The organism is Rothia mucilaginosa (assembly GCF_964211445.1).
GTDB classification, from domain to species: domain Bacteria; phylum Actinomycetota; class Actinomycetes; order Actinomycetales; family Micrococcaceae; genus Rothia; species Rothia mucilaginosa_E.
Genome location: NZ_CAXOQT010000015.1, coordinates 20,144 through 37,067 on the forward strand (window position 1 = coordinate 20,144; position 16,924 = coordinate 37,067).

General features: G+C 60.6%; 14 protein-coding genes. 8 read left to right on the plus strand and 6 right to left on the minus strand.

What is annotated here, in order from left to right; translation table 11 throughout:
• Nucleotides 1–219 precede the first annotated feature (219 nt).
• Together AB8E48_RS05105 and AB8E48_RS05110 are read right to left on the minus strand one after the other, a co-directional pair.
• The gene (locus AB8E48_RS05105; RefSeq protein ID WP_368885973.1) at nucleotides 220–1,281 is read right to left on the minus strand and encodes a polyprenyl synthetase family protein; all 1,062 of its coding nucleotides are present in this window, start codon (nucleotides 1,279–1,281) and stop codon (nucleotides 220–222) included.
• Nucleotides 1,282–1,335: 54 nt separating this feature from the next.
• Nucleotides 1,336–2,067 carry a demethylmenaquinone methyltransferase gene (locus AB8E48_RS05110; protein WP_070677538.1) on the minus strand — a complete coding sequence of 244 codons (732 nt, stop codon included), beginning with the start codon at nucleotides 2,065–2,067 and terminating at the stop codon, nucleotides 1,336–1,338.
• Between the two features lie 253 nt (nucleotides 2,068–2,320).
• On the opposite strand from AB8E48_RS05110, the gene AB8E48_RS05115 reads away from it, so the two are divergent.
• The 3 genes from AB8E48_RS05115 (at nucleotide 2,321) to AB8E48_RS05125 (ending at nucleotide 4,909) form a co-directional block, all read left to right on the plus strand.
• Entirely contained in the window at nucleotides 2,321–3,160 is an 840-nt protein-coding gene (locus AB8E48_RS05115; RefSeq protein ID WP_368885974.1) for an ABC transporter substrate-binding protein, read from the plus strand.
• A 132-nt stretch (nucleotides 3,161–3,292) separates the two neighbouring features.
• Nucleotides 3,293–4,096, plus strand: coding sequence for an amino acid ABC transporter permease (locus AB8E48_RS05120; protein ID WP_368885975.1), 804 nt, complete (start codon nucleotides 3,293–3,295; stop codon nucleotides 4,094–4,096).
• Between the two features lie 33 nt (nucleotides 4,097–4,129).
• Nucleotides 4,130–4,909: an amino acid ABC transporter ATP-binding protein gene (locus tag AB8E48_RS05125; protein ID WP_012902969.1), complete on the plus strand. Its 780-nt coding sequence runs from the start codon at nucleotides 4,130–4,132 to the stop codon at nucleotides 4,907–4,909.
• Nucleotides 4,910–5,010: 101 nt separating this feature from the next.
• On the opposite strand, the gene AB8E48_RS05130 is transcribed toward AB8E48_RS05125, so the two are convergent.
• From AB8E48_RS05130 to AB8E48_RS05140, 3 genes are all read right to left on the minus strand, one after another.
• Entirely contained in the window at nucleotides 5,011–5,844 is an 834-nt protein-coding gene (locus tag AB8E48_RS05130; protein WP_368885976.1) for an oxidoreductase, read from the minus strand.
• Between the two features lie 203 nt (nucleotides 5,845–6,047).
• Nucleotides 6,048–6,425, minus strand: a complete 378-nt coding sequence (locus AB8E48_RS05135; protein WP_049327511.1) for a cupin domain-containing protein — start codon at nucleotides 6,423–6,425, stop codon at nucleotides 6,048–6,050.
• A gap of 167 nt (nucleotides 6,426–6,592) precedes the next feature.
• A complete protein-coding gene (locus AB8E48_RS05140; RefSeq protein ID WP_368885977.1) occupies nucleotides 6,593–8,134 on the minus strand; it encodes a phosphatase PAP2 family protein in 1,542 nt (513 codons plus the stop codon).
• A gap of 292 nt (nucleotides 8,135–8,426) precedes the next feature.
• On the opposite strand from AB8E48_RS05140, the gene AB8E48_RS05145 reads away from it, so the two are divergent.
• The 3 genes from AB8E48_RS05145 to AB8E48_RS05155 all read left to right on the plus strand — a co-directional run bounded on the left by AB8E48_RS05145 (nucleotide 8,427) and on the right by AB8E48_RS05155 (nucleotide 12,689).
• A complete protein-coding gene (locus AB8E48_RS05145) occupies nucleotides 8,427–9,470 on the plus strand; it encodes an o-succinylbenzoate synthase (RefSeq protein ID WP_368885978.1) in 1,044 nt (347 codons plus the stop codon).
• 95 nt (nucleotides 9,471–9,565) lie between these two features.
• Nucleotides 9,566–11,392: a 2-succinyl-5-enolpyruvyl-6-hydroxy-3-cyclohexene-1-carboxylic-acid synthase gene (gene menD, locus AB8E48_RS05150; protein WP_368885979.1), complete on the plus strand. Its 1,827-nt coding sequence runs from the start codon at nucleotides 9,566–9,568 to the stop codon at nucleotides 11,390–11,392.
• 277 nt (nucleotides 11,393–11,669) lie between these two features.
• Nucleotides 11,670–12,689: a glycosyltransferase gene (locus AB8E48_RS05155; protein WP_368885980.1), complete on the plus strand. Its 1,020-nt coding sequence runs from the start codon at nucleotides 11,670–11,672 to the stop codon at nucleotides 12,687–12,689.
• A 119-nt stretch (nucleotides 12,690–12,808) separates the two neighbouring features.
• Here the strand turns inward: AB8E48_RS05155 and AB8E48_RS05160 are convergent, their stop codons facing one another.
• Nucleotides 12,809–13,717: an MBL fold metallo-hydrolase gene (locus AB8E48_RS05160; RefSeq protein ID WP_049341038.1), complete on the minus strand. Its 909-nt coding sequence runs from the start codon at nucleotides 13,715–13,717 to the stop codon at nucleotides 12,809–12,811.
• Nucleotides 13,718–14,005: 288 nt separating this feature from the next.
• Here AB8E48_RS05160 and gluQRS point away from each other — a divergent pair, with 288 nt between their 5' ends.
• A complete protein-coding gene (gene gluQRS, locus AB8E48_RS05165) occupies nucleotides 14,006–15,016 on the plus strand; it encodes a tRNA glutamyl-Q(34) synthetase GluQRS (RefSeq protein WP_368885981.1) in 1,011 nt (336 codons plus the stop codon).
• Nucleotides 15,017–15,397: 381 nt separating this feature from the next.
• Entirely contained in the window at nucleotides 15,398–16,885 is a 1,488-nt protein-coding gene (gene putP / locus AB8E48_RS05170; RefSeq protein ID WP_049341036.1) for a sodium/proline symporter PutP, read from the plus strand.
• Nucleotides 16,886–16,924: the final 39 nt, after the last annotated feature.

Below are 16,924 nucleotides of genomic sequence, written 5' to 3' on the forward strand. Positions count from 1 at the left end.
CCTATAAGGTTTACCTTAAAGGCATATGGCGGTCAAGGAGACCCCAGCATACGGAACTTTTTGGGAGGCAGGGACTGCACCTAGCTCTCCCAAAAACCAGCGCTGACTAGCCTAAAGACAGAAAACCCCCGCCGAATCCGGGTAGATTCAGCGGGGGTTTTGAAGTATGAGACGCTTGAACGTGAAAGTTTTCAAGCATGCGCTACACGGCGAGGCGTTTTAGCCTTCGCGGTGCACCACAGCGTGAGCGAAAGACTCCAGCGCAGCCTTCGCGGTGGACTCGGGCAGCGGAGCAATCGCGGCAATCGCACGGTCCGCCCAGTCGTAAGCAATCTGCCATGCTTCCTGGGTGACCGGGTGGGCGGCAAGCGCCTCCACTGCGGTCTCCAGCGCCTCGTCGGAGCTCAGGTCTGCATCCAGCAGGGCACGAACCGATACAGCGGACTCGTCACCGGCGGCTACCGCACGGTCCAGCAGGATGGTCGGCAGGGTCGGAACACCCTCGCGCAGGTCGGTGCCGCGGGTCTTACCGCTGGTCTTGCCGTCGCTGACAATGTCGATGACGTCGTCAGCCAGCTGGAATGCCACGCCGACCAGTTCGCCGTACGCCTTGACCATGGAGATGACGTCTTCGGAAGCGCCCGAAAGCAGGGAGCCGTACTCGCCGGCTGCAGCAATCAGGGAGCCGGTCTTACCCTCGATGACCGCAATGTAGTGGTCGAGCAGGTCCTGACCCTCACGGGGGCCGGTGGTCTCGAAGAGCTGGCCGAGCACCAGACGTTCAAAGGTCTGGGACTGAATCTTCATGGGACGGGTACCCAGCTCGGACACCAGCAGGGACGCGCGGGAGAAGATCAGGTCGCCGGTCAGAATTGCGACGGAGTTACCCCAAATCATCTGGGCGCTGTCCACGCCGCGGCGCTTGGGGGCGTCGTCCATGACGTCGTCGTGGTAGAGGGTTGCCAGGTGGGTCAGCTCAACGACCACGGCAGCTTCGATGACCTCGTCGTTGATTTCGCCGTCAACAGCTGCCGAGAGCAGCGCCAGCAGGGGGCGCACGCGCTTGCCGCCCGCGGAGAGCAAGTGGCGGGATGCGACGTCCGCCAGGTGGTCGGTCTGGGCGATTGCCTCTGCCAGGCGCTCCTCAATACGCGCCAGGGAGGAGAGAATCTGCGGACCCAGCTTGGGGTCGGCGGCGATGAGTTCAAAGCCCGCGGGAAGCTTCAGGTCGAGGTCTCCCAGCAGGTCGGTTGCGGCAATGGGCTGCTCTGCGTTGCTCACGGTGTCTTCTATCTTCTTGGTGTTGGTGTCTTCGGTGGTGTGTGAACGCGGTGTCTATGCGTTGTGTGCTTCGGGCTTGAAACCGCGGTGAATGGCGACGATGCCGCCGGTGAGGTTGCGGTACTGCACGGAGGTGAAGCCCGCCTCCTTGAACTTCTGCGCCAGTTCCTGCTGGTTGGGCCAGGCGATGATGGACTCGGCGAGGTATTCGTAGGATTCGGGGTTGGAGGAAATCGCGCGGGCAATCGGCGGGATTGCCTTCATGATGTAGTTCTTGTAGACCGCTCCGAAGGGGGCGAAGGTCGGGGTGGAGAACTCGAGGATGACGATGCGGCCGCCGGGCTTGAGCACGCGGTAGATTTCGCTCAGTGCCTTGGGGTAGTCTGCGACGTTGCGCAGGCCGTAGGACATGGTGACCGCGTCGAAGGATTCGTCCTCGAAGGGTAGGGCGGTGACGTCTGCCTGTACGAAGGTCATGTCGGGGCGACGGCGGCGACCAACGTCGAGCATGCCCTCGGAGAGGTCTGCTGCGATGACGTCTACACCGGCGTCGGCGAAGGGCTCGGAGGAGACGCCGGTACCTGCGGCTACGTCCAGTACTTTCTGGCCGGGGTGTGCGTCAACGGCGGCGACAGCCTGCTTGCGCCAGTAGATGTGCTGGCCGAGGGAGAGGATGCCGTTCATGAGGTCGTAGCGTTCGGCGACGGTATCAAACATGGCGGCGATGTCGCCGGTTTTCTTGTCCAGGGTTGCGCGAGTTGCGCGGGTGTTCTTCTCTGCGTTCACGCTCTCAATTGTGGCATGGAGGTTAGGAGATTCGATAGTTGGGTGAACCGTAGTAGCGTCATGTGGCGCGCTAAGGGGCGTGTCGGGGTGGTTTTTGAGTCGCTTATTCGAGGTTTTATTCATTATCCGAGGGTGAATTTATGCATACTCAGCAAAAATTTATGAATATTTATGTATATGCTTGCATTTTTTAACATAGAGGCGCACAATAGACCGTAGATTTCATAGAACACACCTCACACAGGAGCACCCCATGAACACCGCAACCTTCAAGAAGGCATCCCTCAAACCCCTCGCGCTGCTGGCAGTACTGCCCCTGGCACTGACCGGCTGCGTCTCCACCGCGAACGAGAACTCCGACGCCAACGGCGAGGTCACCCTCGTCAAGTCCGGCACCCTCAGCGTCTGCACCAACACCCCCTACAAGCCCTTCGAATACGAAGAGAACGGCACCATCGTCGGCCTGGATGCAGACATCGCCAACGCTATCGCCTCCGACCTCGGCGTGAAGGCACAGCTGACCTCCATCAGCTTCGAAGGTCTGGACTCCGGCACCGGCCTGGCCACCGGTCAGTGCGACATCGCCCTTGCGGGTATCGGCGTGACCGATGAACGTAAGAGCAAGATGGAGTTCACCACCGTCTACTTCGACGACAACCTGGCAATCCTGGTTCCCAAGGGTTCCTCTATCACCTCCGCAGCAGATCTGAAGGGCGTGGCTGTTGGTGCCCAGCAGGCAACCAGCGGTGAAACCTACGCCAAGGAAAACGGCGCCGAGGTCATCCAGTACGAAGACACCTCCCTCATGTTCTCCGCTCTGAAGACCGGTCAGGTCAAGGCTGTTGCAGCGAACCTCTCCGTGGTTTCTGAGGCGCTGACCAACGACCCGGATTCCTTCAAGATCGCGTACCAGGATTCCGAGAACACCGAGGAAATCGCCGCAGCAGTCTCCTCCAACAACAAGGCACTGCTGGCCAAGGCTAACGCAACCATCGACAAGCTCAAGAAGAACGGCGAGCTCGACAAGATGAAGGCCAAGTGGGTGGGCACCACCTCCTCGACCTCCGCGAGCGCCTCCTCCTCCGCTTCCTAAGCATCTAGCCGGTTAGCCCCTCCCCTAATTCAGGAGTACCCTTAATACTTTTGGGTTGGGGGCTGCTCCGGCCTTCACCCTTGTGAGCGCGTAGAACGCTCTTGACCGAACAGCACATGGATAAGAAAGCGCATGTCCTCTAAACTCTCACCCCGTCAGAAGCAGAAGCTCTTCCGCTACGCACAGTATGCCCTTCTGGCAGTTATCGCCCTGGTAGCCATTCTTCTGGCTGACTGGAAGACCCTCAGCCAGCAGGTATTCAACCTGGACGTTGCGGCGCAGCAGTTCCCCGACGTCATTACCGTGGCGTTGAAGAACACCCTGCTGTACACCACCCTGGGCTTCATCGTGGGCCTCTCCGGCGGTCTGTTGCTGGCGCTTATGCGTATTTCCTCCATCGCGCCCTACCGTTGGATTGCGACCCTGTACGTGGAGCTTTTCCGCGGCATCCCGGCGCTGCTGGTCTTCTTCGCGTTCGGTTACGGTATTCCCCTGGCGTTCAAGATTCGCTTCGTGGATAACCTGATTCCGGTGACCCTGTCGCTGGGTATGGTTTCGGCAGCCTACATTAGTGAGGTTCTGCGTGCGGGCCTGCAGGCGATTCCGAAGGGCCAGATGGAGGCGGCACGTTCGCTGGGCATGTCCCACACCCGTGCGATGATTTCGATCATTATTCCTCAGGCGTTCCGCGTGGTTCTGCCCCCGCTGACCAATGAGGTTATCCTGCTGACCAAGGACTCCTCCCTCGTTTACCTGCTGGGCGTGACGGTTTCTCAGTACGAGCTGGCAAAGTTCGGTCGTGAAGGCCTGACCGCCGCCAATGCGGGCCTGACTCCCCTGGTGGTTGCGGGCCTCTGCTACCTCATCATCACCGTTCCGCTGGGCCAGCTCTCCGCATACTTTGAGCGCCGCACCCAGCTGACCGGCCGCAAGTAAGCGCAACGACAGATACGGATTACGGAAGATACTATGACTGCTTCAACTTCATCCATGGCCGCCTCCTCGGTGCGCATTTCTAACCTGCACAAGTCCTACGGCAAGGTTCAGGTTCTCAAGGGCATCGACATGCAGGTCGAGCCGGGCGAGGTCGTGTGCCTCATCGGCCCTTCGGGTTCCGGTAAGTCCACTCTGCTGCGTTGCGTGAACCTGCTGGAGGAGCCGAACGACGGCACCATCATGGTGGGCGATACCGAGGTCACCGACCCGGACGTAGACATTAACCGCGTGCGTACCCACATGGGTATGGTGTTCCAGCAGTTCAACCTGTTCGGCCACCTGAACATTCTGGATAACTGCACAATCGCTCAGATTAAGGTTCTGGGCCGCTCCAAGGCTGAGGCGGAGGCGGTTGCCCGCGAGCAGCTCGCCAAGGTTGGTCTGGAGGGCAAGGAAGACCGGTTCCCGGCTCAGCTGTCCGGTGGCCAGCAGCAGCGTGTGGCTATTGCACGTGCACTGTCCATGCACCCGGACCTGATGCTCTTCGACGAGCCGACCAGTGCGCTCGACCCGGAGATGGTCGGCGAGGTTCTGAGCATTATGCGTAACCTGGCCGACGAGGGTATGACCATGATTGTGGTGACCCACGAGATGGCGTTCGCCCGCGAGGTCGCCGATAAGGTCGTCTTCATGGCTGACGGTGTGGTCGTGGAGGAAGGCCCCGCCGATCAGGTGATTGGCAACCCCCAGCATGAGCGTACTCAGGCTTTCTTGGCGCGCGTGCTCGATCCGACCCACGCCGTAGTAGACTAGTACTAGCTCTTGAAAAACGTAGCGGGCGGTGCTGTACGAAACATTCTGTTTCGCGCAGCACCGCCCGCTTTTTAATGCTCTAGTTCGCGTCTGTTCCGGTTCTAGAAGATGCGGCGCGCCACCTTGTCAAAGAGACGATCGGGTAGCACGGTATGCAGGAGCACGGAGGGTTTGGCTCCGAAACCCACGAGGTAGCGGGTCTTGGGGCGGCGCGCCTCCAGGGCTCGCAGAATAGTTTTAGAGATAACCTTCGGCTCCGAGAGGTTGGAGGAGGGCGAGTAGAGCTTACGCATATTCGCCGCAACCCGCTGCGCCTGAGCCGCGTAGACGCCGTTTCGGGAGGACTCCTCCAGGTGGTCTGCCGCGATGAGCCCCCAGGGGGTCTTGATGCCGCCGGGCTCGATAATGACCACGTCAATACCGAACTCTGCAACTTCCATGCGCAGTGCATCGCTGAACGCCTCGAGGGCGTACTTGGTGGCGTGGTACCAGGACCCGAGGGGCATAGTAATGCGCCCCGCCATCGAGGAGATGTTCAGGATGCGCCCGCTGCCCTGTGCGCGCATATGCGGCAGCACAAGCTGGGTGAGGCGCGCCAGGCCGAAGAGGTTCACCTCGAACTGGCGGCGTGCCTCGTCGATAGGCACATCTTCAATAGCGCCGTAGGAGCCGTAGCCCGCATTGTTGATGAGCACATCAATGCGGCCTTCTGCATCAATAATCTGCTGCACGGCGGCTTCCATAGATGCCTCATCGGTGACGTCCATGCTGAGCGCCTTCACGCCCTCGGGGGCGAGCTCTTCAATCTTCTCAACGCGGCGGGCGGCACCGTAGACGGTGTATCCGTAGCGCACCAGTAGCGGCGCCACATCGTAGCCGATACCGGAGCTGGCGCCGGTGAGAAGAACGACGGGGCGTTGCAGGGACTTGGGCATTGCGCATCCTTTCGGGTTGCTCCCTGAAGTGTTAGCGGGAGTGTACTTCTCAGGGTACGCCCGCGCGGGGTGAACCGGCGTGCAGAAAGCTCAGGGCGTAGTGTGAGGGTATTCTCGCCGGCATATGTGAGCGCCGAAAAGCAGATAAAAAGCTCGCCGCCGCATCCGGTGCAGATGCGGCGGCGAGCTTTTTGGGTCAGTTTTTAGACCTCTTCGACGTCAATGTTGACCTTGGGTTCGGGGTGCGACTCACCGGTCAGCATGGTCACCAGCAGGGTGGAGTCCTTCACGGCACGCAGGGAGTGCAGCAGCTTGGCGGTCACGTGAATCGGCTTGCCCGGAACCAGGGTGATGTCGCGGTCCTTCACGTGGAAGATGACCTCACCCTTGAGCACCTGAACGAAGATGGGGTGCACGCTGTGGTGCTCGTGCCAGGACTGGCCCGCCGCCAGCTCCATGAGGGTCAGGTTGCCGCCGTCGGCATCAACAATCTTGCGAGCCTGGGGCTTGTCTTCAAAGGGGGTCAGCGCTTCGGTGAGCTGGGGGAATACGAGGACTCGGCCTTCATGGGTACCTGCCATGGTACGCACCTTTCTCTTCAGGGGTGAGTGAAAGGGGGTGCGCACCCCCTCCCTAATATTGGTATTAAAAATACTAAATTATTTATATTGTATTCCCCTCCCCGCGCCGGGACAATGCTTCAGCTCACACCGGGCTGGAACATCCCGCGCAAGGAGGGGAACAACATTTACTGATAACTCCACACCTTCGAATAGGCGGAGCGATTACTATTACGCGAACGCAGCAGGTTCACCATCAGCGCCGTCGTACCAAAGCTCACCGCAATAATCATGCAGGTCGCCGCAGTAAACGCGCCACCGGGAATCGGCGCAAAAATCGCAATCAGATACAGGATGACCGCGCAGAACGACAGGAACAGCGTCGCAATCGTCATCAACGGCACCAGCACCAAACCGCCACGCGCCGGCACCGCAAAATCTGCCGGACGCACATAACGTAGCACGCCCATACCCACAACGGTCCAGATGGCGGTGACCAGAATAGCGGTCACCACATCCGCAGGGCGGTGCCACCCATTAATAATCGTGGAGGCACCCGTCAGGCAGGTCGCCAACGCCGCACACAGCGCCACCGTGGGCCGCAAGAAACGAGGTGCCGCTAGGAAGAGCGCCGCACCCGCCGCCGCCGCAAAGGTCGTGTGGCCACTGGGCGCCGAATTGCTCAGCGCCTCCTGAACACCCAGATCAGGCTTCACAATCAGGTAGTGCTTGAGCAGGTACGTGCTCGTCACCGCAGCCGCACCCACCAGCACACCAATCAGCGAGGGCAGGAACCGGTGCTTCCAAATCAGCACCGCAATCAAACCCAGCACCGCAATCACACCAACAATCGTGGGCAAAGAATCCAGCGCCGTCAGGGTCGGGCCGCGATAGCTCTTGAACTGGTGCGCGTACTCGGTATACGCCTGCTCATCAACTTGCTGACCGGTCGCAGTATAAATAAAGAACGCAAACGCACCGTACAGCGACAGGCCCAAGAACAGCAACGCCATAATGTGGCGCATCAGAACGCCAGTACTCGGAAGGTGCATGATTTCTCCCTCGCCGGGACGGTTCACCGGGCGGCCCGAAGCATCCACGGGAACCTGACCGGTCTGAACATACGCACCGTTCGGATAAGCCGCGGCAGGATACGCCTCAGGAGGATAAGCAACCGGCTGCGGAGGCGCCTGCTGAGGCGCCTGCGGCGGCACACGCTGGGGAAGCGGCTTCTGGGCGCTTATCTGTTCAACACCCATCTGCCCGGCTCCCATCTGAGGAGCACCCATGTGTCCCGCGCCTATATTGGCGTTCAGCGGGTAACCGCTCACCGGAGGCCTCGGCGGGTCAAGGCGACGCGTAGCTTGCAGAGGCTCATCCGCGCTGTAGTTCCCCTGGGAGGCGCGCTCCTGAGCGGAAGGAATCGTCTCAGGAATCTTAATGGGGGCGCGGTAGGCGCGCGGCAGAGGGCGGGTCGCACCAATAACTTCCGTAGAGTCTTCAGAATCAGCGGGCGCAACAGTCTCGTGGGCGTTGAGAACCTTGGTAGCGTCCTGATAATCGGAGAGCACCTGCGTCTCGTCAGAGGAAAATACCGTAGTCGGCGCGTTATCAGCGGCGGCTGCATGCACGTCAGCGGGGTGAAGCACACTGGTAGCATCAAGCTTTTCGGAGCTCTCCCAACCGGAGTTTTCCGAACCCGATGTATTTGCCGGTGTTTTCTTCTTCATAACCCTTCGTACCTTCTTGCCCTCATGTCTGTTAGATATCCCCGAGCCCGCCGATGTCCGCTGTCATTGCGGCAGCCCCCAAGCTACCGCATCGCGCGCAACATCGTTCGAGTCATCGGGCGAATAACTATCTACTATCCCAGGTTAAGCTATGAAAAACTAAAGTTTTTTCGACCACAACCTGAGAGTTTCCAGAGAATGCGAAACGGGTTGCGAGCGCACCCGCTTCAGAGCGGAATGCTATGGTGAGCTCATAGCGCATCGAAGAAGGGCAGATACCTTGAATACCAGCATGAGCGTGCCGCCTCTCGGCTACGGTTTTCGCCTCACGAACACTCCCCTGCCGCCGCTGCAGGAGGTTCTGGAGAACCTTTTCACGGTCGAAATTCCGATGACCGTGACCTTCCGCGGGGTCAATAGCCGCCAGAGCGCGCTGATTCGCGGCCCGCACGGCTGGGGCGAGTTCGCGCCCTTCCTCGAGTACGGTGCACAGGAGTCTGCCGCGTGGCTCGCCTGCGCGCTGGAGGCGGCGTGGCTACCTACCCCGGAGCCGGTGCGTACGCGCATCCCGCTGAACGCGACCCTGCCCGCGGTACCCGCCGAGCGTGTGCCGGAGGTGCTCGCCAAATACGAGGGCGAGATTCACGAGCTGAAAATCAAGGTGGCTGAGAAGGGGCAGAGCCTCGCCGACGATATTGCGCGCGTGGCGGCGGCGCGGAAGGCGCTCCCGAATGCACGCTTGAAGGTGGATGCGAACATGGGCTACACCCTCGACGGTGCCCTTGAGGCGCTGCGCAAGCTCTGCGAGTACGGCATTATTTACGCCGAGCAGCCGGTAGCAACCATTGAGGATATGGCGGCGCTCCGCTTTGCTATCGCCAAGGAGGGGCTACCCGCCCGCATTGCCGCGGACGAGTCAATCCGGAAGGCGGAGGATCCGCTGAAGGTGGCTCGCGCAAATGCCGCCGACCTGATGGTTATTAAGGCGGCGCCGTTGGGCGGTGTGCGTCGTGCCCTCGCACTAGTGAAGCAGGCACAGCTTCCGGCGGTGGTTTCTTCTGCGCTGGAGTCTTCGGTGGGTATTGCTACCGGTGCATCTCTGGCGGCTTCCCTGCCGACCCTGAGGTACGGGTGCGGTCTGGGCACGGTCTCCCTCATGGCGGAGGACGTCACCGATGAGCCACTCATCGCCCGCGACGGATTCATGGACCTACGCGCTATTACTCCCAACGAACAGCGCCTGGCGCGTCTTGCCACCGACAAGCAGACACACCGGTGGTGGATTGAACGCGTCACCGCCTGCTACCGCGTGCTGGAACGCGCCTCCGGACTATAAAGACTGCCGTTGTCACGAGTTGCGCCGGTGAAAGGTTGCGGCTGTGAAGGGTAACCAAAACTGAAGGAAAAAGCCCGCGGCATTAGAATGGTACGGTGACTGAAAACCGCTCAACCCCCGCCATGCTCACCGCAGTATCCGTGCTCGACTCGCTGATTCGTGCCGGTATGCGGCATGTTGTCGTGTCTCCGGGATCCCGCAGTGCACCTCTTGCGTACGCTATTGCCGCCGCCGCTGAAGCCGGCGCGCTCATTGCGCACGTGCGTGTGGACGAGCGAAGTGCCGCCTTTACCGCCCTGGGCATTGCGAAGGCGTCCGGACAGCCGGTGGGTCTGGTGTGCACCTCCGGTACGGCGCTGGGCGAGTACATGCCAGCCGTCATGGAGGCGTACCACGCCGGTGTACCCCTGGCGGTACTGAGCGCCGACCGCCCGGAGCGTCTGCGCGGTAGCGGCGTTAATCAGACGACCCGCCAGGCAAGTTTCTTCCATCCTTTTGTGCGTGCTGAAGCTGATTTGTCCTCCTACCCGGAGCAGGTTGAGGGCGAGCAGACTCAGGCTTTTGCGGCGTGCCTGAACGCACTGACCGGCCGTAGTGCCGAGCACTGGCGCAAGCAGTCTGCTGAGCCGATTGGCCCGGTGCACCTGAACATTTGTTTTGATACGCCGCTGACCCCCTCGGGTCGTTTTGCGCAGATGCTGCCGCAGTGGGCGCAGAGTCTGCTGGAGGATTACGACCCGCAGGCTGAGGGCCGTGCCCGCGCCGCCCGCGCCGAGGGTTCGGGGCTCTCCAGCGCTGAACAGCGTTGGCTCCTGGACTCCTTGGAAGCACAGGCTGACCTGGCGGAACACACCCCGGCGCACCGCACCGTGGTGGTTGCCGCCGACGGTGCCGGCGAGTTCGCGGCTGAGTTCGCGCGTGTGCTGGACCTGCCGCTGTTTGCTGAGCCTTCCTCCGAGGCTCGCCACGGCGCGACCTCCATTCCCCACTACCCGCAGCTGCTCGGCGATGAGTCCTTCGCACCCGCCGCGCAGATTGAGCGTGTAGTGCTTTTCGGTCACCCGACGCTCTCGCGCCCGATTACGGCGCTGCTCGAACGCACAGATATTCAGTGTGCGTTCTACGCGCCGCGCCGCGCCAGCTGGTACGAGCCGGGCGCCCGTTCCTTCGTGGAACTGTCTACCCCGCACGAGCTTGCCAAGTTTGCGTGCGCCTCCGCTGTTGCTGCTGAACCGGTTGACGAGCTGAGCTGGCTGGATCAGTGGGTTGAGCCCGCCCGCGAACTGCAGGATGAGTGCCTGCGCGCCATTGCCGCCTACGAGCACTCTGATTCTGCAGGTTCCGTAGACTACACCGATTACCGCAACCGCACCGCTGGCCGCTCCTACGCGCGCCGCGTCTGGAAGGATGCGGTGGCTCAGCGTCGCCTCATGGTGTTGGGCTCCTCTAACCTGGTGCGCGACCTGGATGCGGCAGCCCCCGCCCTGGGTGAGCCCGCCCCCGCACGCGTGTTTGCGAACCGCGGTCTGGCGGGTATTGACGGCACGATTGCGACCGCTATTGGCGTGTCCCTGTCGGGCTACTACCCCGCCGGCGTGGATGAGAACTCCCGCCCGGTCGTTGGTGGTGCCGCCCTGCCGGTGACTCTGCTGTGCGGTGACCTGACTTTCCAGCACGATGTTTCGTCACTGAACCTGCCGAACACGGAGCTTCTTCCCGAACTGCGCGTAGAGGTCTTTGACGATGCCGGCGGCGGTATTTTCACGACCCTTGAGCACGGCGATATGGCTCGTCAGGAGCAGTTTGCCGCCGCGGTGGACCGTTTCTTCACGGTGGCTGCCGCCCCGAACACTGATCTGGCGCGCATGGCTGCCGGTTTCGGTACCGAATCGGGTATTGAGGTGCGCATTCACACACCCTAAAGCCGCTCGCAAAGGCGTCAGGCTATGCCCCGCGCACGGGGTTGACCGATATACTAAAAACTACCTGTGCCGTAGCCTTTCGTGGCTGAAAGTTAGCCGGTCGTAGCGGTTTCACTCGCCGTTACCTTCGCGTTTTCCTGCGCACCTGCTGACGCAAGGCACCCTATCTATCATTGATCAACATTCACGCTCTCACCGCTAACGCATACCGCGCTCGACCAGGTGTTTTACCCCGGTGAGCCCGGTGCATGCGGCGGGCGTAGCCCCAAGGATTCTCATGAGCTCACTCGATATTATTGTTGCCGTCCCCTCCGGAGCCGGTTGGGTTCCCGTGCACGCCATGGCGGAGCTTCTCGCCCGCTACACCGGCGGCACCGTCCACACCGTAGATGTGGGCGCATCCCTCAGCAAGGAAACCAAGCTTCTGGCACGCCTGCCCCGCTTCAAGGGCGGCTCCAAGCGTTGCCTGGTGATTGCTTCTGACCCCGGTCAGCTGTACGCCATTTCGCAGCGTTCCTTCGCGTTCCGCCGCTACGGCGCGATTTACGGCTGGGTGATTGATAGCTTCTGGGACGACCGTATTCCCGCGGTGGCGAAGTCCTCCACCTACGACCGTATTTTCGTTGCGGATGTTGACGATGTTCAGCCCTGGACCGCCGCCGGTGTGAAGACCCCCGGCGTGCTGCCCTGGGGCGCTGACGTGTGGAGCAAGTTCAGCGACCGTTTGGCAACGCTGGGCTCGAAGAGCACCGACCTGCTGCGTGTGGGTCGTCAGCCCGCCGCCTACGAGGATGACGAGGCGACCGCCGCTCTCGCCGGCGAGCTGGGTCTGAGCTTTGAGGGCCGCCCGCCCTTCGGCGCGAACGACCGTGAGTCGGCTCAGCACCTGCAGGATTCGCTGAACCGTGCGAAGTTCCTGCTGGCGTTCTCCACCTCGGTCAGCCCGGCACCCTACACTCACCCGACCAAGGAGTACATCACCGGCCGTTGGACCGACGCTCTGGCTTCGGGCGTGACCGTGGTCGGCAAGGTACCGAACACCACCACCGTACGTGAAATCCTTTGGGATGGCGCGACCATCGACATTGACCACGCGGATGCTCGTGCGGGCCTTGCACAGGTTGCCGAGGCTGCCTCGCGTTGGACTCCGGCGCAGGGTGAGCAGCAGATCCGTCAGGCTCTGCAGCACCTGGATTGGCGTCACCGTTTCGTTCAGCTGTGCGAGGCAATGGGCGAAGTCCCTGCCTCCCTGAAGGCTGATTGCGAGGCGATGCGCGCCCAGTACGTTCAGCGCTAAAAACGTCACCTCGCTGACGGTAAACAGCTGAGGGCATATAAAAGGTGAGGGCTGGTTTCTATCACAGAAACCAGCCCTCACCTGTATTTATGCCCCATGAGGCATATTGCATACGGGGTTTAGTACGAGGCCTGACCCAGAGTAATCGGACCCGTGAAACCACTGGTATCCGGGTGCTCCGAATCGAGGTACGCCGCCACCGGTGCGTTCTCCAGCTGAGCCAATCGATCCAGCAGGAAGCGAGTAGCACCCGGCGCATACGGCAGCTTATACATTGCTGCGGTAGTTGCTTCATCCTCACGGTCCAGAGTGGAGGAACGAATCGACTCAATAGCGGTCACCATGGTGTTACGTTCACGCTCCACGAAGGTGCGGTCCACCGGCTCACCGTTACCGGGCACGAACACGCGGTAGCGATCAAATTCGAGCACAGCACCGAGGGTATCGATCCAACGGTCGGGGAAAGAATCCTCAAAGTAGGGGTCGGTACCCTCTTCAATCAGACCGCCCATGAAGAGCACATCTTCAATACCGACCAGAATGTCGCCGTCGGTGTGGCCGGGACCCATGTACATGAGGGTTGCGCTACGCTCACCCAGGTCAATGGGGGTAAAGGTAATGCCGTCACCGCTGTTGGCGACCAGGCGGTTGGGGACAATAATATCGGTGGCTGCACCCTGGTGGTGCGCCATTTCCGGTTCGAGCGTCTCGACGTAGGGACGCTGCGCCTCACCGTATTTACGAATTGCACGCGCGGCGCGAGGATGCGCCCAGAATTCTTCGGCACCCATTGCCGCGAAAACATCGTTACCGAAGAAACGCTCATAGTGTCCATGAGTGTTTACGACGGTGATAGGAAGGCGCGTGAGACGGCGAACCTCATCATAAATTTCGGTTGCCTGACGGGGACCTGCGCCGGTATCCACGACAAGTGCCCGTTCCAGTCCGAGGACCAGTCCGGTGTTCAGTCGGTAGTTATCGGTCGCAATGCGGTACACACCGTCTGCGAGTTCAATAGTACGAGCCATAGATACAACCCTACTGTAATTTTTGGTGCTTACGGGGTTATTCCGCCTTCTGGGGAACATATTTTTGCACTATTGCACGCCTCTAAGGGGATAAAAGTGCATCATTCTGCACAATTCGGCCTCTACGGACAGCTGATACGTGATGCTTGACAACCTCCACAGATTGATTAGGCGGGTAGCGCGTTCCTCCTGCTAGTCCAGCGCCGGTTAGGAGCCAGTGAGGAGTCCATGGGGAGCCCGTGGGAATCTGAGCAGGAACCAGAAATTCGCGCCCTATAGGATAGGAGTATGACTTCTTCCTCTAGCCTTTCCTCTGCTCAGCCTGCAGCTCAGCCGTTCCCCAGCGGCACCGGACGCTACGCCCCCTCCCCTTCGGGTGATTTGCACCTGGGTAATTTGCGTACCGCTATTCTGGCGTGGGCGATGGCGCGCCGCGGCGGCAAGCCCTTCTACCTGCGCGTGGAGGATTTGGATCGCGTACGCCCGGGCGCGGCGGAACGCCAGATTGCGGATTTGGCGGCTCTGGGTCTGGACTGGGACGCCAGCCCCGGCAGCGCGGCAGAGAGCACCGAGAGCAAGGAAGCGGGCGTTCTGTATCAGAGCACGCGCCTTGCCGCCTATGAGCAGGCGGTTGCGCAGCTGCGCGAGGCGGGCCTCGTGTACGAGTGCTACTGCACCCGCCGCGAAATTCAGGAGGCGTCGAGCGCCCCGCACGGTGCACCGGGCGCCTACCCCGGTACTTGCCGCGAGCTGACGGAGGTGCAGCGGGAGGAGCGCCGCACCCAGCGTCCGCCGGCTCTGCGCCTGCGTGCTGAGTGCACGAGCTACACCGTGCAGGATGATTTTTATGGTGCCTACACGGGGCTGGTGGATGATTTTGTGCTGGTGCGTAATGACGGCACCTATGCCTATAACCTGACCTCCGTGGTGGATGACGCCTTTGTAGGGGTTGAGCAGATTGTGCGCGGTGATGATCTGCTTCCTTCGGCGCCTCGCCAGTCGTATTTGGCGCAGCTTTTGGGGTTGGCGCAGCCGCGTTACGCTCACGTGCCGCTGGCGCTGAATGAGGAGGGTAAGCGTCTGGCGAAGCGTGACGGCGCGGTGACTCTGCCGCAGCTGCGTGAGGCTGGTGTTGAAATCCCCACGATTTTGGGGTGGATTGCCGCGTCTATTCCGGTGTATAACGCTGATGGTTCCGCTCATTCTGCGGACGTCCCGGTGCCCAATGCGGCGGCGATTTTGGAGCGTTTTGACCCGGCTCGTATGGCTACTGAGCCGTGGGTTGTGAGGGATCTCTAAGCCTCTGTGACATTGTTGTGTAACAGTTCAACACTCCGAACGGCTTTTAAATTTTTCGTTTAATTCGTTTCAGATGCATACGCCTCTGTACGTTTGCGTTGCTTTTCAGTAGCATCTCTTGCACCGAAGTGCCCGAAACCCTGAATTTCAGGGGTTTTTCGGGCACTTTTTCGCACATGCTCCCACAGCACCCCACGTGTACGACCATATGATTTACACAGCAAATACATATTTATTCCATAGACTCGCACTCTTTAACGTCAAATAGACTTTATTTTCAGCCCTTCAGAGCCTAGACTGTATCCTATGCCACTCATAAAGTTATGGGGTAGCGCATAAATACACACAGGCGCACACTACCACCAGGAGAGAAGGAACATTATGGCCGCGAGTACATACCAGGTCATCGCGCTGGCGATTTATTTTGTTGCCATGATCGCAATCGGCCTATGGGCAAATAGCAAGAACAACAGCCTCGACGACTATGTGCTGGGCGGGCGTCAGCTCTCCCCCACCGTCGCCGCACTCTCAGCGGGCGCCTCCGACATGTCCGGTTGGCTCCTCATGGGTCTGCCCGGCGCCGTCTACCTCAGCGGCCTCTCCCAGGCATGGCTCGCCGTCGGCCTGACCATCGGCGCATGGTGCAACTGGACGTTCGTGGCACCGCGACTGCGTAGCTACACCGAAGTAGCAGGCGACGCAGTGACCGTCCCAGTCTTCCTGAGCAACCGCCTCCATGACACCAAGCGCGTGCTGCGCATCGTCTCCGGTGTCGTGATTCTGGTATTCTTCACCTTCTACGTCTCCTCCGGTATGGTGTCCGGCGGTCTGTTCTTCAAGTCCTCCTTCGGTCAGGAATACCACACCGGTATGCTCCTGTTGGCAGGCATTACCGTGTTCTACACCTTCTTCGGCGGCTTCATGGGCGCGTCCTACACCGACATGGTTCAGGGTCTGCTCATGCTCGCAGCACTGATTGCCGTTCCGGTCGTCACCATCATTGACCTCGGCGGCGTGGGCCCCGTGGTTGAGTCCATCAGCCAGGTACGCCCCGACGCACTGAGCATCTTCGCGGGTACCACCTTCGCCGGTATTGTTTCATCCCTCGCATGGGGTCTGGGCTACTTCGGTCAGCCGCACATTATTGTGCGATTCATGGCAATGCGCACCCCCGCTGACGCCAAGTCCGGCCGCCGCATCGGCATCAGCTGGATGGTCCTGACCGTGTTCGGCGCACTGAGCGGCGCGTTCATGGGTATCGCATACTTTGCACGCCACCCCGAGGCGTCCCTCACCAACCCGGAAACCGCTGAGTCGGTCTTCCTGGACCTCGCCCAGATTCTGTTCCACCCCCTCATTGCGGGCCTAATTCTGGCTGCGGTTCTGGCGGCAATTATGTCCACCCTCTCCTCGCAGCTGATTGTGTGCTCCTCCGCTCTGGTGGAGGACCTCTACGGCATCTTCTCCTCGAAGAAGCTCAGCGCCGGCAAGTCCCTGTGGCTCGGCCGTGCAGGCGTGGCAATCGTGGCGCTGGTCGCCGGTGCCCTGGCATGGAACCCCAACAGCTCCATTCTGCAGCTGGTCGCATTCGCTTGGGCTGGCTTCGGTTCGGCATTCGGCCCGACCGTTCTGCTCTCCCTCTACTGGCGTAAGCTGACCACCCAGGGTGCGCTGGCCTCCATGATTACCGGCGCCGTTGTGGCATTCGCATGGGGCCAGAGCCCCATGAAGTCTGTGCTCTACGAAATGGTTCCCGGCTTCGCTTCGGCGCTGCTTGTCGCCATCGTGGTTTCGCTCATGACCTACAAGAAGAACGACGCCATTGACGAAGAGTTCGACCGCGCGGTTGAGCTCGCCAAGGTCAAGTAAAGGTTTGACTTAATAAACCTCCGCATTCAGCGGATACAT